The sequence below is a fragment of the Salinicoccus halodurans genome (assembly GCF_900114445.1).
GTDB classification, from domain to species: Bacteria; Bacillota; Bacilli; order Staphylococcales; family Salinicoccaceae; genus Salinicoccus; species Salinicoccus halodurans.
The window spans coordinates 61,395-80,797 of record NZ_FOTB01000005.1 but is presented as its reverse complement, the minus strand read 5'-3'; the positions used below and the strand labels follow the sequence as shown (position 1 = coordinate 80,797).

General features: G+C 46.6%; 18 protein-coding genes and 1 riboswitch. Of the genes, 5 read left to right on the top strand and 13 right to left on the bottom strand.

Annotated features, from left to right (window positions below):
- Positions 1-20: 20 nt before the first annotated feature.
- Positions 21-1,247, bottom strand: a complete 1,227-nt coding sequence (gene pepT, locus BM271_RS10955) for a peptidase T (protein ID WP_046790871.1) — start codon at positions 1,245-1,247, stop codon at positions 21-23.
- A 117-nt stretch (positions 1,248-1,364) separates the two neighbouring features.
- On the opposite strand from pepT, the gene BM271_RS10950 reads away from it, so the two are divergent.
- The gene (locus BM271_RS10950; protein ID WP_046790872.1) at positions 1,365-2,411 is read left to right on the top strand and encodes an LLM class flavin-dependent oxidoreductase; all 1,047 of its coding nucleotides are present in this window, start codon (positions 1,365-1,367) and stop codon (positions 2,409-2,411) included.
- A gap of 136 nt (positions 2,412-2,547) precedes the next feature.
- On the opposite strand, the gene BM271_RS10945 is transcribed toward BM271_RS10950, so the two are convergent.
- Genes BM271_RS10945 through BM271_RS14305 form a run of 4 tightly spaced genes read right to left on the bottom strand, consistent with a single transcriptional unit; the run spans position 2,548 to position 4,804 of the window.
- On the bottom strand, positions 2,548-3,060 hold the full coding sequence (locus BM271_RS10945) for a GNAT family N-acetyltransferase (protein ID WP_046790873.1): 513 nt from the start codon (positions 3,058-3,060) through the stop codon (positions 2,548-2,550).
- 36 nt (positions 3,061-3,096) lie between these two features.
- Positions 3,097-3,549 (bottom strand): 8-oxo-dGTP diphosphatase, encoded by a 453-nt coding sequence (locus BM271_RS10940; RefSeq protein WP_046790874.1) that lies wholly within the window; start codon positions 3,547-3,549, stop codon positions 3,097-3,099.
- Between the two features lie 9 nt (positions 3,550-3,558).
- Positions 3,559-4,620 (bottom strand): D-alanine--D-alanine ligase, encoded by a 1,062-nt coding sequence (ddlA, locus tag BM271_RS10935; protein ID WP_046790875.1) that lies wholly within the window; start codon positions 4,618-4,620, stop codon positions 3,559-3,561.
- Positions 4,621-4,666: 46 nt separating this feature from the next.
- Positions 4,667-4,804, bottom strand: coding sequence for a hypothetical protein (locus BM271_RS14305; protein ID WP_159430863.1), 138 nt, complete (start codon positions 4,802-4,804; stop codon positions 4,667-4,669).
- A 38-nt stretch (positions 4,805-4,842) separates the two neighbouring features.
- Here BM271_RS14305 and BM271_RS10925 point away from each other — a divergent pair, with 38 nt between their 5' ends.
- On the top strand, positions 4,843-6,573 hold the full coding sequence (locus tag BM271_RS10925; RefSeq protein ID WP_420806934.1) for an ABC transporter ATP-binding protein: 1,731 nt from the start codon (positions 4,843-4,845) through the stop codon (positions 6,571-6,573).
- 132 nt (positions 6,574-6,705) lie between these two features.
- Here BM271_RS10925 and BM271_RS10920 read toward each other — a convergent pair whose 3' ends face one another.
- Positions 6,706-8,178, bottom strand: coding sequence for a Na+/H+ antiporter NhaC family protein (locus BM271_RS10920; RefSeq protein ID WP_046790878.1), 1,473 nt, complete (start codon positions 8,176-8,178; stop codon positions 6,706-6,708).
- 559 nt (positions 8,179-8,737) lie between these two features.
- Here BM271_RS10920 and BM271_RS10915 point away from each other — a divergent pair.
- Positions 8,738-9,592 (top strand): prephenate dehydratase, encoded by an 855-nt coding sequence (locus BM271_RS10915; RefSeq protein WP_046790879.1) that lies wholly within the window; start codon positions 8,738-8,740, stop codon positions 9,590-9,592.
- Positions 9,585-10,814 carry a dicarboxylate/amino acid:cation symporter gene (locus BM271_RS10910; protein ID WP_046790880.1) on the top strand — a complete coding sequence of 410 codons (1,230 nt, stop codon included), beginning with the start codon at positions 9,585-9,587 and terminating at the stop codon, positions 10,812-10,814. The genes BM271_RS10915 and BM271_RS10910 overlap by 8 nt, the downstream gene beginning before the upstream one ends.
- Before the next feature lie 190 nt (positions 10,815-11,004).
- On the opposite strand, the gene BM271_RS10905 is transcribed toward BM271_RS10910, so the two are convergent.
- From BM271_RS10905 to BM271_RS10895, 4 genes are read right to left on the bottom strand one after another with little or no spacing between them, the layout of a single operon-like run.
- The gene (locus tag BM271_RS10905; protein ID WP_046790881.1) at positions 11,005-14,013 is read right to left on the bottom strand and encodes an efflux RND transporter permease subunit; all 3,009 of its coding nucleotides are present in this window, start codon (positions 14,011-14,013) and stop codon (positions 11,005-11,007) included.
- Between the two features lie 33 nt (positions 14,014-14,046).
- Entirely contained in the window at positions 14,047-14,202 is a 156-nt protein-coding gene (locus BM271_RS14400; protein WP_200795347.1) for a hypothetical protein, read from the bottom strand.
- A 21-nt stretch (positions 14,203-14,223) separates the two neighbouring features.
- A complete protein-coding gene (locus BM271_RS10900; protein WP_046790882.1) occupies positions 14,224-14,805 on the bottom strand; it encodes a nitroreductase family protein in 582 nt (193 codons plus the stop codon).
- Positions 14,806-14,836: 31 nt separating this feature from the next.
- Complete coding sequence (locus BM271_RS10895) at positions 14,837-16,003, bottom strand: amidohydrolase (RefSeq protein WP_046790883.1); 1,167 nt, start codon at positions 16,001-16,003, stop codon at positions 14,837-14,839.
- A gap of 145 nt (positions 16,004-16,148) precedes the next feature.
- Here BM271_RS10895 and BM271_RS10890 point away from each other — a divergent pair, with 145 nt between their 5' ends.
- On the top strand, positions 16,149-17,072 hold the full coding sequence (locus BM271_RS10890) for a DMT family transporter (protein ID WP_046790884.1): 924 nt from the start codon (positions 16,149-16,151) through the stop codon (positions 17,070-17,072).
- Between the two features lie 226 nt (positions 17,073-17,298).
- On the opposite strand, the gene BM271_RS10885 is transcribed toward BM271_RS10890, so the two are convergent.
- The 3 genes from BM271_RS10885 to BM271_RS10880 form a co-directional block, all read right to left on the bottom strand.
- Entirely contained in the window at positions 17,299-18,336 is a 1,038-nt protein-coding gene (locus BM271_RS10885; protein WP_046790885.1) for a tellurite resistance/C4-dicarboxylate transporter family protein, read from the bottom strand.
- A 150-nt stretch (positions 18,337-18,486) separates the two neighbouring features.
- Positions 18,487-18,612 (bottom strand): hypothetical protein, encoded by a 126-nt coding sequence (locus tag BM271_RS14565; protein ID WP_268794016.1) that lies wholly within the window; start codon positions 18,610-18,612, stop codon positions 18,487-18,489.
- Between the two features lie 89 nt (positions 18,613-18,701).
- Positions 18,702-19,100: a DUF805 domain-containing protein gene (locus BM271_RS10880; RefSeq protein WP_046790886.1), complete on the bottom strand. Its 399-nt coding sequence runs from the start codon at positions 19,098-19,100 to the stop codon at positions 18,702-18,704.
- Positions 19,101-19,270: 170 nt separating this feature from the next.
- Positions 19,271-19,371: riboswitch (purine riboswitch) on the top strand.
- Positions 19,372-19,403 lie beyond the last annotated feature (32 nt).

Genomic DNA, 19,403 nt, shown 5'->3' with positions numbered 1-19,403 from the left:
CCGCGGAAGACGGGCCCTTATCATTGTCTGGCCGCGGCAATCCTGCTGATTTCCGTAATGACCTTCACTGCTTTCTCCATTACATCAACCGAAACATATTCGAATTTCCCATGGAAATTCTCCCCGCCTGTAAACAGATTTGGTGTCGGCAGCCCCTTATAGGATAATTGTGAGCCGTCCGTTCCGCCGCGGACCGGTCTAATGACCGGTTCGATTTCCAGGTTCTGCATTGCAAGTTTTGCATTTTCGACGATTGCAATCACCGGCTCGATTTTGTCCTTCATATTGTAATACTGATCATTCATCTCAAGTACCACACGGTCTTCCCCGTATTTTTCCCTGAGCTTTGAAACGTTTGTTTCCATCAGGCGTTTCCGGGCTTCGAATTTACCTTTGTCAAAATCACGGATGATGAATTCCGCCTCTACTTTCTCAACATCTCCGCCCATTCTGGTCAGATGGATGAACCCATCATATCCTTCAGTATGTTCCGGTGTGTCTTCAGGATCGAACATTGTGATGAATTCAGATGCCATGCGGCCGGCATTGACCATTTTATCCTTGGCTGTCCCCGGATGTACACTGTTGCCTATGAACGCCACTTTGGCACCGGCCGCATTGAAGCTTTCATACTGCAGCTCTCCCTCAGGTCCTCCGTCCACGGTGTAGGCATATTCCGCACCGAACCGGTCCACATCAAAATGATGGGGCCCCCGGCCGATCTCTTCATCCGGCGTGAATGCCACGCGGATCTTACCATGTTTAATATCTTCATTATTGATCAGGTATTCCATAGCCGTCATGATCTCGGCCACGCCGGCTTTATTGTCGGCACCGAGAAGTGTCGTGCCGTCCGTTGTCATCAGAGTATGGCCCTTGTACCCTGGGAGTTCCGGAAACTCGGCAGGCGACAGTACGATGCTTTCTTTTTCATTTAAAATGATGTCGCCGCCTTCATATTCAACTACCTGCGGAGATACATCCGCACCTGTAAAATCGGTCGCCGTATCCACGTGTGCCAGAAATCCGATGACCGGTGCGTCTTCCACATTGGCCGGTAAAGTGGCCATCAAATATCCTTTGTCATCCGTTTTCACTTCGGACATGCCGATCTCTTTGAGTTCCTTTTCAAGATACCTGATCAGATCCCACTGTTTATCGGTGGAAGGCGTCGTTTCGCTTGATGCATCCGATTGCGTGTCGATTTTTACATAGCTGGTTAAACGTTCAATAAGCTTGTCCTTCATGTCCCTATTCCCCCAAAAATCAATTTATCTATATTCTATCACAGGTTTAAGCGTAAATTTATATATTGATATAGAATGATGATAGAATGAAATCAATATGGAATCGGAGGAGATTACATGGAACTTGGGATAAGCACTTTCGCTGAAGTACTGCCTGATCCGCAGACCGGAGTCACAATCAGCCACGGTGAAAGATTGAGGGATATTGTAGAAGAGATTGAGATGGCGGATAAAGTGGGCCTCGATGTTTATGCTGTCGGAGAACACCACCGCGAAGATTATGCAGTCTCTGCACCTGAGGTCGTCCTGGCAGCCGGTGCTGCACGGACAAAAGATATCCGTCTGTCGAGTGCAGTGACTGTGCTCTCCTCAGATGATCCCGTCAGAGTTCATGAACGTTTTGCGATGCTTGACGGCATATCCGGAGGACGCGCGGAAATCATGGCCGGCCGGGGGTCATTCATCGAATCGTTCCCTTTATTCGGCTATGACCTGAATGATTACAATGAACTGTTTGAAGAAAAACTGGACCTTCTCCTGAAACTGCAAAAAGGTGGTCCCGTCAGCTGGAGCGGCAACCACCGCGCCCCGCTCAATGGCCTGGAAGTGTTCCCGAAACCCGACCAGGATCAGATTCCGATCTGGATTGCGAGCGGCGGCACACCGGATTCGACTGTGAGAGCAGGAAAGCTCGGCCTGCCGCTTGTACTCGCAATCATCGGTGGAAGCCCACAAAACTTTGCACCGCTCGTTGAACTGTACAAACAGACCGCGGCCCGGAGCGGCCATAAAGTCGAGAACCTGGGAATCGGTTCGCACAGCCACGGCTTTGTATGGGATACGGATGAAGAAGCCGCAGAGCTGTTCTTCCCTCCCACCCGTCAGGCCATGAATAAGATCGGCCGTGAACGCGGCTGGGGCAACTATACGACACGCAGCTTCGATATCGCAAGGTCTCCTAAAGGTGCACTGTACTGCGGGAGTCCCGAAACTGTCGCACAGAAAATCATTGACCTGCGTAAGAATGTGGGCATCAAACGCTTCCTTCTCCATACTCCGCTCGGTACGATGCCGCATGACCAGGTCATGCAGTCCATCCAGCTGTTCGGTGAAAAAGTCGCACCGATCGTAAGAGAAGAAATCGATGCCTGGGAAGGAAAATGATTTTTAAGGAGGCCTTTATGGCCTCTTTTTATATCAGATTGTTTGCAAGCCGGCCAGCTAATGCCAGCCTGTCTAATGTTCTGCCCCGGTCTGACCCCACATAAAAAGCAGACCCCGGGGCCTGCTCCTATCCACTCTATATCTTTTTAATGTCCCTCCATCCGAATACCAGCTCAGTGAACTCATCGCCGCCAATTTCGGATTTTTCTTTACCGATGACAACCCCGCCCATCTTCTCATAGAAACCGCATGCAGGGTTATCTTCCAGGGCAATGATGATCATGCTCTCAAATCCGCGTTCGATCAGATCACTGACAACCGCATCAAACAACTGTCTCCCTCCGCCATTGCCCTGCGCTTCTTCATATAAATAGATTGCATAAAGCTCACTGTCAAACCCGACATGCTCCTCGGAGCGTTCGGGACCGCCGACGGCGAACCCGACTGTTTCATCGTCGTTATCGAGAAGTAGGAATGCTGTATTCTGAACTACGGCCTTCTTCCATACTTCTTCGCGCTTTTTATAAGCAAGTCTATCCAGATAATCATCGCTGACTATTCCCTTGTAAGTCGTTCTCCAGCTGTCGACCTGCACTTTCGCAATGTCCAGTGCATCGGATTCGTCAGCTTTTCTGATATTGAATGGCATAGAACTTCTCCCCTTTATCTTTAATGGCTTGCATCACTACAGCAATCTCAGTTTGAATTCTTCCTCTTCTTTATAATAATAGAACTCCGACAGTATTTCTGAGTCAAAAACTTCGAACATCTCCTGAAAATCATGGGCCAGCCTGAATTCTCCAAGCTCACTCTTATCAATCCAGAACACTTCTCCTTCATCACTGGATGCAAGTTCCCCTTCAAACGCATCAGTTTTATAGAATAAAACGACATACCTTGCATCATTTTCATCCTGGAACTGCTTGGTCCCGCACAGCTCCACGGAATTCACGATGAGCCCCGTCTCTTCCAGCACTTCCCGTTTGACCGACTCGACGAATGATTCTCCCCGTTCCACTTTGCCGCCCGGGAAAGTGATGCCGGGCCAGTTTTTACTCACCCGGTTCTGCACAAGGATCCGGTCTCCGCTGTAGATCATGCACATGTTTGTAAATATCGCATTTTCATATTCAGCCATATCACATACCTACATGATGTCCGTCTTCAGCTGGCGATTGCGGTTGTGCCTCTCGAGGGAGAGTTCAATCAGCCGGTCCAGCAGTTCAGGATATTCAATGCCGGATGCTTCAAGCAGTTTCGGATACATGCTGATGCTGGTGAATCCCGGAAGCGTATTGATTTCATTGACGATGACTTCACCGTTTTCTGTAAGGAATACGTCCACTCTTGCCATGCCTTCGCAATCGAGGATCCTGAAAGCATCCAAAGCTGTTCTACGGATGTTTTCCTCAGTCTCTTCATCCAGTTTCGCAGGAATCTCGAGTGCTGCACCGCTCTCATCGATATACTTCGATTCGTAGCTGTAAAATTCGGTGTTTGAAACAATCTCACCCGGTACGGACGCAACTGGATTGGTGTTCCCGAGGACAGACACTTCGATTTCCCGGCCTTCCACCGCACTCTCGACCATCACTTTCGTATCAAATTGAAAAGCGAGTTCTACTGCTTCATAGAAACTTTTCTCATCAGTGACTTTGGAGACACCGACGGAAGATCCCTGATTCACGGGCTTTACAAACATTGGCAGACCCAGTTTTTCCCTGACTGTTTCGTAGTTCACACTCTCTTTTTCATCATGTCTGAATAAAATCCAGTCGGCCACTTTTATGCCCTCAAACTTCAGCAGTTTTTTCGTCATGTCCTTATCCATACAGACTGCTGAACTTCTCACGTTACAGCCGACATAAGGAATATCCGCCATCTCCAAAAGCCCCTGTACACTGCCGTCCTCTCCGGCTGTACCATGCAGGATCGGCAGGATGACATCGAAAGCCTCCCCACCTTCCGCAGAAGACAGCTGCTTCGGGGGAGTGACTGACAGGCCTGTAGCCCCGCTGCCCCGCTCCAGACTTTTTATCTCATCGGACTGGTGGCTGAGCAGCCATTCTCCTCTCTTGGAAATATGTACGAGCTTCACATTATATTTATCTTTGTCCAGAGCTTCCAGCACACTCTCGGCTGAACGCATCGACACCTCATGTTCTGTCGATTGTCCGCCGTATAGAATCCCCACATTTAATTTTGCCATTTCATTTCACTCCTAAATTCTGACCGTTTCTATTTCTTTTATAATATCACATGGCGTCTCTGCTTTCTTTTATTTTCCACTGCCGGTCGTCTGTCTTTTTGCGGACAATCCCCTCACCCTGATTCCGCAGCAGCCAGAGTCGACTTTTTTCATCAAAATCAATGACCGGAACCGCCTTTTCCATGCTATAATTTTTGGTGTATAAATATTTCATATATCGAAATAAAAGGAGGTCCACCATTGAAGAGATTCTTCTCCTATTACGCCCCCTATAAAGCACTGTTCACACTGGATTTTACGTGTGCAGTGATCGTCGGGCTGCTCGAGCTTGCCTTTCCGCTCATCGTCAATCTTTTCATCGATGAGCTGCTGCCGGGTGAAAATGTCCGGATGATTCTTCTTGCAGCTGCAGGCCTGGTCATCATTTACCTTTTCAATACGCTGCTGCAGTTTGTCGTTACATACTGGGGTCACATGCTCGGCACAAATATCGAGCGTGATATCAGAAATGATCTGTACAGCCATATCCAACGGCTGTCGTACCGCTTCTTTGACAATACAAAGACCGGCAAGCTCCTGACCCGGCTGACAAACGACCTGATGAACGTCGGTGAGATGGCCCATCATGGTCCTGAAGACTTGTTCATTGCCGTCATGACACTGCTCGGAGCATTCGGCATCATGCTGACAATCAATGCGGAGCTGGCTGTGATTTCATTCATCGTCGTGCCCGTCATCCTGATTCTCGCCATCTACTTCAATAAGAAGATGACGGTTGCATTCAGGGAACTGTTTGGACGGGTATCGGACTTCAACCATATGATCGAAGACAAAGTCGGCGGCATCCGCCTGGTGCAGGCATTCGCCAATGAAGACCGCGAACTTGCAGCTTTCAGGAAGATCAACGAGGCGTTCAGAAAAACGAAACTCAAGGCTTATAAGATTATGTCTTTCAACAACTCTTCGACTTACATGCTGATGCGTCTGGTGACTGTGTTCATCCTGATCGCAGGTACATACTTCGTCATGAACGATGAATTATCATACGGGGAGTTCGTCGCTTTCGTACTGATTTCCAACATGTTATTCAAACCGCTTGAGAAAATCAATGCCATCATCGAGCTGTATCCGAACGGCATCGCCGGTTTCAACCATTTCACTGAAATCATGCGTGAAGAACCGGATGTGCAAGAACGCGAAAATGCAGTGGCATTGGAAAATGTCAGAGGAAACATCGTTTACGAAAACGTGAATTTCAAATACGAAGAAACAACGATTCTGGATAATATCTCACTCAGCATCCATCCCGGTGAAACGATTGCGATAGTCGGGCCGAGCGGTGCCGGCAAGACGACACTCTGCTCGCTGCTGCCGAGATTCTACGATGTAGACGGCGGCTCGATCAGTATCGACGGCACCGATATCCGTGACATGACACTCAGTTCTTTAAGGGAGAACATCGGCACCGTGCAGCAGGATGTATTTTTATTCTCAGGATCACTTCGGGATAATGTTGCCTACGGTAAACCGGAAGCATCGGACGGAGCAGTGTATGAAGCACTGAGGAAAGCACAGCTCACTGAACTGGTTGAAAGTTACCGGGACGGCCTTGATACCATTGTCGGCGAACGCGGCGTCAAGCTGTCAGGCGGACAGAAGCAGAGGATTGCGATTGCCAGGATGTTCCTTAAAAACCCGCCGATCCTTATCCTTGATGAAGCGACAAGTGCACTCGATACCGAAACAGAGCTACAGATCCAGAAGGCACTCAACCGTCTGGCGGAAGGCAGGACGACGCTGGTCATTGCACACAGGCTCGCAACGATCAAAAATGCCGACCGCATCATGGTTGTGACCAAGGATGGCATTGCAGAAACAGGGACACATGCAGAATTACTCGGTATTGATAACGGTATATATAAAGGGCTGCACGACGCACAGTTCAGTGTGTAGAACATGATCAGCTGTTAAAAAAACTCCCCGGGACCACTTTTACATTCGAGTGACCCGGGGAGTTTTCTAATTTGAGTTTTACGCTGAAATATCATCATTCAGCTTTCTTGTGAAATCATCCTGTAAGAATAATTAATCTTCAGGCCTTTCCTTTAATTCTTCACCATTCTTTCCTTCATAGCGCAGTCCCCAGCCAGTCAGGGCGGCAATAAGCATAATGAGGAACAGGAACCAGCCCTGGAATACAAACGGGAACACTGCTGTCGGTTCAACGACAGGCAGCCACTCGTATGACTGTTCCTTTATCGTCTGGATTGTCGACCAGCCTAACAGGACCGGCGCTCCCCAAGGGAAAATATAGCCAAGTGCTGAAGTGACAGCATCCAGCATATTCGCTCTCCGGTAGCGGTGAATCTTGTATTTCTCACCGATTTCCTTCACGAATGGTGCAGCGGCAATTTCTGCTGCGGTATTGATGGTGATTGAACTGTTCAATATGGCTACGATCGCCCATATGGAAAGTTCTGCTCTCCGGACGGAGTTTTTAATCCATTTGACCAGACCATTGGTGATGGCCGCCATCGTTCCGCCGAGTCTCATCAAGTGCGCGGCACCCACAATCAGCAGAATCAGGATTGCCATATTGAAGTATCCTGTGAGCCCCGAAACGAGTGCCCCTTGAACAACGTTATCAGAGTCCGGATTAAAACTTATGATATCCCCGAGTGTCCCCGGAGCGATTACCAGAATCAGCACGATGGCTGACAGGATGCCCCATGTAAGTGAGGTCAACAGATGCTGTCCGGATAAGGCCAGAATAAGTACAATTGCGAACGGTATCAGCATGATCAGTCCATTCGCGCTGACAGATTCCATTATTGAACCTGCCGAAGCCTCTTCTGTCGTGGTACCTCCGCCTCCGAATATTGCAAATAAGATAGCAGCAGGAACCGCTGCGACGATTGAATACTTGAAACGGCTGCGTACAACTCCTGGAACATCGGCATCCTGGGTTGTTGCTGAAACGATTGTTGTATCCGATACCGGTGCAAGGTTATCACCGAATACTGCACCGGCCAGAATAGCCGCGAACATGAAAGTCGGATCTGCTCCGACAGCAACACCTGCCGGATACATCAATGTACAGAACGCAACGGTTGTACCGTAACCAGTACCGACAGCGGTTGAAAAAGTTGCTGCCAGCAAAAAGGTCAGTGCGACGAACAAGCCCCCTTCCACACCTGTCACTGAACCAATCCATACCAACCCTTCAACAAGTCCTCCAACCTGCAGAATCTGTGCAAACATACCGGCATAGAACCATGCCACCATGGCAATCACACCTACAGGCTGGGCCAGACCGTCGAACAGCCCCTGGGCATAGTCTTCCCATTTGCTTTTACACAGCAGCAATCCGAGCGTTACCCCCATAACAGCTCCGAGCACGAGCGCAACTTCAGATGATAGCTGCATCACACTGATTGTTATCGCCCACACGACAAAGAACAGCAGCGGAACCGCTGCACCAAACGGTCCCAGACGGAACTCCAGTTTTTCAACCGTCCTTTCTCCTGTAGCACGATCTAATTCTTCATTATTAGACAAATTTCTCCCTCCCCCAATTCTATAGACACCCTAATCGTTAAGATGTCTTCATTCCATTTTGTATTCTATCACAATTTCTGATTCTTCCGAATAGACTAAAAACATTTTTCATCTAAACTATTAATACTCGCATTTCCCAGTCATGACCGGAAGCTCTGGATGATGCTTTTAGAAAGTCTGATAATGACAGGATTGATGGCATTGAAATTAATTTGCCTGAATATTCTATAAAAACGTTGACTTTTCAGATTAGTATTGATAATATTTATTACAATCTTGAATGAATTGAGTGATACTTATGTCAAACACATATATACAGACTCAATTGAATACTTTCTTTTTCAGCGATTTTAGATAGCGTCTATATTCCATCGTGGATATAGGCGGCGTGCATATATCTATGATGGCTGATTTGAACGTGTGAATTTCAAAATCCGGCCATATGAGCAATCTAAATGGCTGGATTTTTTATAACACATTTTTAACCATTTGGATTTCTCTCATTGACGGAGCGATTCAGATGGTTTTTTTATTTCACAAAATTCGAGGAGTGGTTTTTATGTTGATTGGATATCAGGGAGCTGAAGGTTCATACAGTGAGTTGGCCTGCAGAAAGTTTGCAGGAGACGCGGAATACCAGATGAAAGGCTATCCTACTTTCAGAACACTGGTAGAAGCGATGATGGACGACCAGCTGGATTATATCGCACTGCCTGTGGAAAATTCCACAAGTGGTCCGATTACGCGGACGATCGATCTTATGAAGTACCTGGAAGTTTCCGCAGTCGAAGAAGTTTACATCAAGATCGACCATGCACTGATCATGAAATCAGATGCAGATATGTCGGAAGTCACAACCGTCTATTCGCATCCGGAGGCACTGGAACAGTGTTATTCATATTTGAGCCGGTATCCCAATATAGAAGTCCGTGAGTATACGGATACTGCGGAATCGGTGAAAATGGTTAAGGATTCTGAAGACCCAAAAATTGCCGGCATCGCAGGCAGTCATGCCGCAGCCTTGTATAATATGACCGTCGTCCGGGAAAACATCAGTGACAATCCGCTCAATACGACGCGCTTTTTATTCTTCCGCAAAGGTGTGCAGGGCGTGCGTCCGGAGACGAATAAAACATCGCTTTATATAGAATCGGACCACAGTACCGGTTCACTGAGTGAAATATTGAATATTTTCAGCGGGCACGGCATCAACCTTCTCAACCTGACTTCCCGTCCGATCCAGCACAAGCCGTTCTCATATGGATTCTTCATCGATGTTGAAAAAGGAAAGGAAGATTCCGTTCTGGCAGAAGCGCTGGACGATATTGGAAAAGTCAGCAAATACATCAATATGCTCGGGACATATCAAAAAGGGGAAATCCCCTCGTACAAAGGAGTACTGGTAAATGAATAGTCTTCTCACATCAAAACAGCATCTCTTCACCCGTATTGCCATCGGTTTCGTATTGGGCATAATAATGGGGATAGTCATCCCTGAATTCTCCATCCAAACGAAGTTTATCGGTGATGTTTACCTCAATCTGATCCAAATGATGATCATCCCTGTCATTTTTGTGGCAGTCGCCGGCGGTATCATCAACATCGGAAGCACACAGGATTTGGGGAGGATCGGCTTTAAAAGCGTAATCGTCTTCGTCCTCATGTTCATTGCGACTGCAGCAATCGGCCTGATAATATCCTATCTGGTCAGGCCGGGAAACCATATAAACATCGATTCTCCCGGCTTTGATGAAACAGTCACTTCCCCTTCCGTTCAGGATTTCTTCATGAATATTGTCCCGAGCAACATATTCCAGGCCGCCAGTGAAGGTGCCATTCTTCCTGTCATACTGTTCACTCTGCTGTTCTCAGTAGCAATTGTTGCGGTCGGAAAAGAAGCTGAGCCGGTTAAAACTTTTCTCAACAGTCTGTCGAAAGTGGTATTCAAAATTCTGGACTTCGTCATGGAACTGACACCGATCGGTGTACTTTCCCTGATGGCATTTGCGATGGCTGAATATGGTGCCGGTATATTCTCTGCGCTTGGTCTGTACATAATCACTGCATGGGCCGCCTGTATCATAGCATTCATAGTTGTCATGCTCCTGCCCGTCTGGTTATACACCGGCCTGTCTCCGATCCAGTTCATCAAAGGTATTTATAAGGTATGGCTCGTTTCTCTTTCAACGACGAGTTCAGCTGTCACACTGCCTACAAACATGCGGGTCAGCATCAATGACTTCAAAGCGTCCGAGTCCATAACTAATTTCGTCGTTCCTTTAGGTACGACAATCAACATGGCAGGCGGTGCCATTTCCTTCAGTCTGCTGGCAGTCTTTGTATCCGATTTTTATCAGATACCCTTAAGTGTGCCGGAAATCATCTATCTGGTTGTCATTGCCACCGTCCTTAATATGGCGGCCCCCGGAATCCCCGGCGGTGGAATCGTACTTGGAGCTTCTTTCCTGACATTGCTCGGCCTGCCGATAGAATTGATGGGGCCTATTGCCGCCATATACAGACTTCTCGACATGGCATACACTACAATGAATGTTACTGGTGATGCAGCGGCAAACCTTTTGATTTCAAAATCAGAAGAAAAACGTTTGTATAAAAGGGCTCTTGCAGAAAAATAGGTTTTTGTATATGATGCCCTCTCCGGCATGCGGCCGGAGAGGGCTTTTTCCGGTTCTCAACATCGTTTGGAATTCTGGGACAGTATTGACTCCTCACCTTATCGTCTCATCTTCACCGATGCCTGGTTGCGCTTCATCAAACAATCTCCACAAAAAAACCCTCCATCTGGAGGGCCTGAAAAACTACTATCTATTTTCTGTATCTCACTCTGTAATACAAATAATAAAGTGCCGGTGTAGCTATCAACGACAGGATTGTCGAGAACGCAAGTCCTGCGATTACTGTTACCGCCAGCGGTTCAAATAACACATCTCCGCTCAGTGCCACCGGGACGAGTGCCAGTATGCTTGTGAGTGTGGTCAGCGCGATCGGTTTGAATCTTACCCGTCCACTTTCAAAGATCGCCTGATAAATATCGAATCTCCCGGCTTTGCGCCTTGCTTCGATGAAGTCTATCAGTACGACGGCATTCCTGACGACGATACCGGACAAGGAAACCATTCCCATTATGCCCAGGAAACTGATTGGCGTCTGCGTTACAAACAATCCGATGATTCCGCCGCTGAACGCGAGGAAAATGCTGAATACTGTGATGAGCGGCATGACGACGGAATTGAATTCTATGGCGATGACGAGGTAGACAAGTACCAGTATCACTGAGAATAAAATCCCGATCTCGATGAAGAAGTCCGCCTGGTCTGACGACTCCCCGCCGACTGTAAGCTCGGTCGTTTCATCCAGATTGCTGCTGAATTCTTCTATCGTCCGGTTCACAGTCTCCTCATCATCCGAATAGACCTGAAGTTCAGCCGTCCTCTCACCATTGCTGTGCTGGATGGAAGTGGTGTCTTCAGTCTCTTCTATATTCACAAAATCCGACAGTGGATAGGTCTCCGGCTCTCCTTCTCCGGTTTTGACGATATCCACGTTATCTATAGTATACTCATCTGAATATTTGAGGTTAGTTTCTCTGGAATCCCCGTCCACAATGATCTCCTGGATCGGAATACCTTCTGAAATCATATTCAGTTCATTTTTCACCTGTGAAACGGATACATCATTCTCTTCCAGAGCTCCATAGTCTATGCTGTAGTTCATCGTCCTGACTGGACTGCCGATATTGGAAGTGACGATTGCTCCATCCGCTTCCAATGTTTCGGTAAGGTCAGTCACTTTATTGTTCAGCGTTTCCAGATCATCCTCAAAGATTTCAACTGTAATCGGTGCACTTGCCGGAGGCCCCTGGATGATCGTTTCCATGAACACCGTAGCTTTCGGGAACGCTTCACGGACTGCGTTCTCATACTCATCTATCGTTTCAGATGCACTCATCTGCTCTTTATCGATCTGAAGCGCAATCTGTGCCGTATTTGGTCCCGATTGTTCCAGTGATGCCCCAAACAAGTTCGGCAGTCCATCTCCTGTGAATAATGAAGCGGACTCCACATGCTCCATCTCCCCAAGCATATATGAAAGCACATCCTGTGCATCTTCATGCGTCTTTTCAATCGTCTGTCCTTCCTCAAATATCAGATCGACCGTCACTTCCGAACGATCCGCTTCCGGGAAGAATTCAAACGGTGTGAAACGGATGAGACCTACTGATAATACTGCGATAATCAATACTGTCAGAAATGCCAGCAGCGGTCTTTTTATAATTTTAGGAAGAAGTTTATCTGCATACACATTACTTCCCCATGTAAATGCTTTCCCTATAATGCCCGGGTGCTTTGGTGCTTTCTTCCTTACGATAAGATACCTGACAGCAGGTACGAATGTCAGGGCAAGCACAGTCGATACGATCATCGTTGAAATCAGAATGCTCGGCAGTGCTTTTATGAAATCACCATTTGCGCCGGAGAGCAGCAGCAGCGGTGAAAATGTAAATACGATTGCAAGTGTGGATGCGATGACAGAGGGAGCAACTTCTCTCACACCATTGTATACAGCATCGAGCTTGTTGTCGCCGACGGTGAACCGCCGTTCGATGTTGTCGTTGACAACAATCGAATCATCGACAAGTATACCGAGCGCAATGATCAGTCCGATGACGGATATCTGGTTGAGATCGACACCCATCCACGGAATTGGTGCGAGTCCAATCAGCACTGACAGGAAGACAGTAATCATCACCGTTATGGAACCAAACCATGACAGGCCGAGAGATGTGCCGACGATAACCGCGAGCAGCGCGATTGCAAGAGATATATACAATCCGACGAATATATCCTCCACATTTTCACGTTCAGAGGAAATATTATCAACTGTTATATTATCAGACAATCCTTCAAAACTATCATCCATGATGGATTCAACTTTCCGCGAAACTGAAGGCACGTCCTCTCCTGCAGCAAGGAATACAGTAAATGAAACTGCTGGTTCACCTTCGTACTCCACAATGTCTTCCGGCTGTTCATGAACTTCTGAAACTTCTGCGACTTCATCGAGCGGAATATCATCAGTCCCCACCCTGACCTGTTCCAGCACTTCAAGTGGTTTTTGGTCCTGGAAAGACAGACGTACTGTCTCGTCATCTTCTGTATCCTGCCCAAGTATGACCGGATTCAGAGACTGTTCAATCTCGTTCATGATTTCGTTCGGATTCAACTGGTTTTCAGCAAGTGCATCCCAGTCAAGCTGTATTTCATACTTATAATCTTCATACCCTTTGAGCGTGACACTGTCGACGCCGTCCATCTGGGTGACTTCCTGTTCCAGCTTCTCCAGATCATCTCTTATGCCATCCAGATTTTGCACATCTTCACTGTGGACCTGGTAGCTGAGCAGAGGAAAGTTATTGCTCAATGACTCAACTTCCGGTTCTGCAGCATTTTCCGGGAGATCACTGGCAATACCGCTCACAACGTTATTCACATCATTCAGCACATCATCCGGATTCCCGTCGTCTGAAAGCTGGAGTGTAATGACGGAAATATCATCCTGTGAAACGGATGACACATCCTCAATATCCTCCACATTGAATAATTCCGATTCAATGATGTTCGTGACATTCGTTTCCATATCTGATTTGTCAGCGCCCGGCCATGCAGTTGTGACATTGACCAGATTGACTTCAGTTTCAGGTATTTCGCGCTGTTCGATTGTCAAAAACGTATAGACACCCAAAATCGAAACAGTAAATATCAAAATAATGAACAGCAAGCTTCTCCCGAGTAGTATTTCGTAAAGCTTTTTCATCCAATTTCCTCATTCCATGTTTTCTTTCTTCTATTATAATTCAGAGCCGTATGTAATATATATTCCGGCAACGAATAAAAAGAATACTGCAAAATAACCCGGCACTATCAATGCATCCGGTAAAAACGTCTGTGTCCCGAACATGATCAGCGTACCCAGTGCAAAGCAGATTGCTGCTGCCGCTTTCATAAAAAATCCTCCACCCTTGTTCTACTGTTGATCTGTGTCAATCCATGCCGTCTTTTCATCGAAAGGTATTCGTTTGATGTTGTCCTTCGTCATGTCAGGTTCCCCTGCAAAAACAAGTCCCAGAATCTCTTCATCTTCACGAAGGTCAAATAGCGCCTTCACCTCAGGTGTATTATAGATTGGTCCGCTTCTCCAGATTGCACCGAGTCCAAGCTCGTGTGCAGTCAGCAGCATATTCTGTGTTGCCGCTGCCACAGCACATACATCTTCTATATAGATGGCTTTCGGATTGTCAGAAGGAGATAATGCGACCACAATGACGGTCGGGGCAGCGAATGGTTTTCTGCTTATTTTTTCGATTCTCTTCTGTCCTTCTTCAGATTCAGGGTCTTCAACTCTCCCGTGAGCCACCTCTTTCAAAACACGGGACAGCGGATTCCTGCCCTCTCCGCTCAACACAAAGAATTTCCATGGCTCTGTACGGTGATGATTCGGCGCCCACACTGCCGACTCCAGCATAGTCTCAATCTTTTCTCTGTCCACCGGCGTATCCTTCACCCTGCCCAGGCTGCGTCTTTGTCTGATTGCTTCTGAAACGTTCATAATCACTACTCCTCAAATTTTTATAGCACCACTAGAGTACCAGATTTTCAGCAATTTCCATAAAATAAAGTGCACCTTTCTCCAGTGCTTCCTCGTCCACATTGAATTTAGGATGGTGCAGTGGATAAGCTTCTTCCTTGTCCGGGTCATGAACACCGATGAACTGCATCGAGGCAGGAACTGCCTGTGAAAAGGAGGAGAAGTCTTCAGTGCCAAAGATCGGCTGCTCCACCTCAATCATTTTTTCTTCTCCATACACTTTTTTAGCGGCCTGCCTTGTGACATCCACCGCTTCTGTCCTGTTGAACACTGAAGGATATCCGATATCCCAGTCAATTGTATATTCTGCCCTGTGTGCTGCTGTAACGCCTTTCAGGATGTGTTCCAATTCCTCCCGCGCCTTTACTCTCGAGGCTTCATCGATGGATCTTATGGTACCGCCGATTTCAACTGTGTCCGGAATGACATTCATCGCATCGCCGCTGTGGAAATTGGTGACCGATACGACCGGCACTTTGTGCGGGGATATCTTCCTCGACACAATTGTCTGCAGACTCATCGTAAATTCCGAACCCACGATAATCGGGTCTATCGTTGAATCCGGAATCGCTGCATGCCCGCCTCTGCCTGATATTTTAATCCGGAAGTCATCCGCTGCTGCACAAAAAGCCCCTTCACGAACAGAAAAATATCCTGTTTCATAATCCGGAGAGACGTGAAGCGCGAAAGCATAGTCCACACCTTCAGCTACTCCGAGATCAACGAGTTCATAGGCGCCGCCGGGAAAATCCTCCTCCGCGTGCTGGAATATAAATCTTACTTCCCCATTCATCTCTTCTTTCATGGCAGATAATTCCTTTGCCGCACCAAGCAGCATTGAAGCATGGGCATCATGCCCGCATGCATGCATCACACCACGGTTTGAGGACTCAAATTCCAAACCGGTCTCTTCAGTTATAGGTAATGCGTCGATATCCGCACGGAGCAGAATGACCGGACCTTCAGTTTTTGCCCCTTTCAGGGTCCCAAGCACACTCGTTTCCGTCGGTCTTGATACATCAATACCGTCAAAGGAATCCAGTATACTCTCTATATAATCTGCCGTTCCATATTCTTTATAGGAAAGTTCCGGATTCCTGTGAATATGTCTGCGCCAACTGATCAGCGCATTTTTCAAATCTGTGTTTTCTTCATCCATATCCGTCACTCCAAACGATTTATTCTCTATTTCAAGTATACTAAAGGCCCAGTCATTAAATAAGCCTTTAAATCAAGTTGCTAAGATTATATATCTCATATAAAATGACTTAATACTATTAAAATAAAAAAGGAGATGGAAGACTTTGATAATGCTGATTCTTCTGGGAGCCGTTGCCGGTTCACTCATCCCTGTCCAGACTTCCATCAACAGCCGCCTCGCTGTATTCACCCGTTCAGTCTTCCTGTCGTCATTCTACTCATTTCTGGTCGGCACAATTTTACTGATCTTCTTCAATCTTTTTGCCAACCCTGAAAAATTATTGCCGTCTTACATAATATCGCAGGATTTTTCATATATCTGGTTTGTCGGCGGACTGATGGGCGTCATCTATCTGACAGGCAACGTCCTGCTCCTGCCGAAAATCGGAGCCGCACTTACAGTGATCATGACGGTCGCCGGCCAGATGATCATCGGCCTCATGGTCGATACATTCGGGTGGTTCGATGCCGAAATCCAGCCCATCAATATTTTCCGCATACTCGGCATCGCCGTCATGATTGCCGGCATCATTTTCATGAACTATAAGAAGAAAAGTGCGCGTACGGCGGCGCATTCATCAAACGCCTGGCTGGCGCTCGGCCTGTTCACAGGTGCAATGCCGCCGATCCAGACTGCTGTGAACAGTGCCCTCCGGCATGAAGTGGATTCATTCTTTTTCGCCTCTCTCATCTCATTCATCATCGGTACTGCCGCACTTCTTATGCTTTCGCTGATCATTGCGAAACATATCAGCTTCGTCACTTATGATAAAACGATCGGTAAGATAAAACCCTGGCATTTCATCGGGGGGATACTTGGAGCACTCTATGTCACGACCAATATCATACTGATGCCGCACCTTGGTGCGACACTCACTCTGATGACGGTCATCTTCGGGCAGATGGTGATGGGGCTTCTGATTGACCATTTAGGACTTCTCGGCATCCATAAGAACAAGGTCGATGCGAGAAGAGTCATCGGCGTCATAATGATTCTGTCGGGCATCATACTGCTTCAGATATTCTAATGAAAAGGGATATATTGATATTCAGGGGTATTCAATGAAAGCGAAATTGAGTACATTTAAGATCAGTTCCCCGCTATATGATATTCAGGACTTCAATAATGAGTGCTGTTCGTTATATACGGATTTTAATCTTTAGAAAAGCGATCTGACTGTTGAAAGTAAAATCTGATAACTGCTCATCATGCAGGAAATAAAACAGAGGACGACCCGCCGGGCTGTCCTCTGTTTATCTGTGTTTCAATTGTCTTCTCACGAGACTGAATGCCATACCGGCCAGTATGGACAACCATACGCCGAGCGCCGCAAATATCGTGACATAGGGAATGATCATCAAGAACTCCGTCTCCAGTGCAATGGATAATTTTGTCGTGCCGACTGTATACATCGCAATCGGGAATGCCATCCCCCACATCTGTGGATCATAAGTGAATGGATAATGGTTCATAATATGCCGCCATACGCCGAGAATTACAAGCAGCGGAATCCACCATGTGCCGAGCACCCAGTAGAACAGTGTGAAGCCTTTGATGAATACTTCCAGTTCCCTGACCAGACTGGACTCCATGCCGTAGATCATCAGAACCGATCCGGCAAGGGTTGTAATCGCGAGTGCGCCCATATTGATCCAGTACGGCGGGGCCAGCGACATCGCTTCGACCTTCAAAAACATCAGCCTGTAAAATATGAAGGCGATGATATTGAGATACAGCATGCATCCCAGCAGGAAGTGACAGAGGGAAATGAAGAGTATGATCTCACTGAATTGTCCCATCCCTGAAGAAATCAATGTACCGAGTACCGCAATGGACTGTGTAGAGACCACAGCAAGAAGCCATCCGCCGTTCACGGCTTCTTCAATTACAGGCTTCACTTTCTTCACTATGATGATGGTAAAGAAGGTATACATCAGCACAATCCAGAGGAAGAATGCCACACTCCAGAAAAAGAATCCCCATACATACAATCCCTTTATAACGACCAGCTGGCTGCCCAGCACCTCAGTTCCGGCAATCAACGTAAAAAAGCCAGGGCCTTTGCTGTGGTCTCCCAGATCCTGGAGAAACGCGCCGGTATTAAGCATAAGCCGCATGATATTTAGTAAGAGTAAGACGACATATATGAAAACATTAAAATATATAAGTAGTTCCGCTGCAATGGGTAACCCCAGATACCAGCAGGAAAGGGATAATGCACCGGTTGCCATGACCATCGCAAAATAGCCGGGAAAAAGGTTTCGTGACTGGCGCCTGAAAAAATTCAACACGATATTCACTCTTTCTGTCCTGATTTATAAAAAGTATAACCTATTCATAGTATACAACTTTGTGAACTTTTTCAATTTGCCTTTATTCGAAATTAAAAAAAGCCGAAACCGAAATACGGTGCCGGACTGGAAGATCTATAGTGTTTATTACTACTGCTTTTCTTGCACATTATCTTTTTCGCCACTGTGATTGAGTCTGTAGACTAAATAGCCGAAACCGCCGATTGCTGATAATCCGGCAAGCTGGATGAGAAAATCTGAAAGAGATGCTTCCATAATGATCTCCCTTTCTGTAATTGTTAAAAGGATTGTATCATGTTATGAAAGTGATTTCATTAATTTTTCTGCTGATAATCAGAGAAATTTTACGGACACTTTCCATACTCGTTGTCTCCGTCACTCGGCAGAAGTGTCAGTATGAAACCCATGATGCTGAACAGAGCTATAATCGTTATTGCTGCCGCTTTCATCCATCTTTTCACAAAACTCATAAAAACAACCGGCAGCAGCAGAAATGACAACAGCTGCGGCAGCTGCAGCCATCCCGAAATCCCTGTGTCCTGATACCGTCTTGAAGTCAGTGCAATCATGGGTACTGTAAATATCACCGCTAAAGCATTTTGGACTTTGATTGGCGCCTTGAAAATGGAGAGACCGATTCCAATCAGTCCATACACGATGTTCGGAACCCAGTAGTCTTTTCTTGTCGATCTTCCTGTAAATTTAAATGCTTTCGTAAAATAATCCATCATCGCCTGTCGCAAATTGGTTCCTCCTCGTGGATTCTGATACTTTCATCATACAGGAAAAAAGTGTTTGACATAATCCCATAAAAACACGAAAGTTCTGATATAAAAAACATAAAAAAATGACTAAAACATGAACTTAAATCAAAATACCTATTGAAAAGTTCGTTATTGGTGTTAGAATAGTATTTATCTAAAATAAAAGCACTCATATAATAGCAGAGATATGGTCTGCAAGTTTCTACCGGACGCCGTAAATGTTCCGACTATGGGTGGGCAAAATACGGACTGTATATGGATTGTACCGACGTACAATTCTCT

Coding starts and splice junctions, on each gene's coding strand:
- BM271_RS14400 (WP_200795347.1), bottom strand. CDS start 14,202: ATGAAAGCGGCAGCAGCAATCTGCTTTGCACTGGGTACGCTGATCATG.
- pepT (WP_046790871.1), bottom strand. CDS start 1,247: ATGAAGGACAAGCTTATTGAACGTTTAACCAGCTATGTAAAAATCGAC.
- BM271_RS10945 (WP_046790873.1), bottom strand. CDS start 3,060: ATGCCATTCAATATCAGAAAAGCTGACGAATCCGATGCACTGGACATT.
- BM271_RS10905 (WP_046790881.1), bottom strand. CDS start 14,013: ATGAAAAAGCTTTACGAAATACTACTCGGGAGAAGCTTGCTGTTCATT.
- BM271_RS14565 (WP_268794016.1), bottom strand. CDS start 18,612: ATGGAAGCATCTCTTTCAGATTTTCTCATCCAGCTTGCCGGATTATCA.
- ddlA (WP_046790875.1), bottom strand. CDS start 4,620: ATGGCAAAATTAAATGTGGGGATTCTATACGGCGGACAATCGACAGAA.
- BM271_RS10900 (WP_046790882.1), bottom strand. CDS start 14,805: ATGAACGTTTCAGAAGCAATCAGACAAAGACGCAGCCTGGGCAGGGTG.
- BM271_RS10950 (WP_046790872.1), top strand. CDS start 1,365: ATGGAACTTGGGATAAGCACTTTCGCTGAAGTACTGCCTGATCCGCAG.
- BM271_RS10910 (WP_046790880.1), top strand. CDS start 9,585: ATGAATAGTCTTCTCACATCAAAACAGCATCTCTTCACCCGTATTGCC.
- BM271_RS10915 (WP_046790879.1), top strand. CDS start 8,738: ATGTTGATTGGATATCAGGGAGCTGAAGGTTCATACAGTGAGTTGGCC.
- BM271_RS10940 (WP_046790874.1), bottom strand. CDS start 3,549: ATGGCTGAATATGAAAATGCGATATTTACAAACATGTGCATGATCTAC.
- BM271_RS14305 (WP_159430863.1), bottom strand. CDS start 4,804: ATGGAAAAGGCGGTTCCGGTCATTGATTTTGATGAAAAAAGTCGACTC.
- BM271_RS10895 (WP_046790883.1), bottom strand. CDS start 16,003: ATGGATGAAGAAAACACAGATTTGAAAAATGCGCTGATCAGTTGGCGC.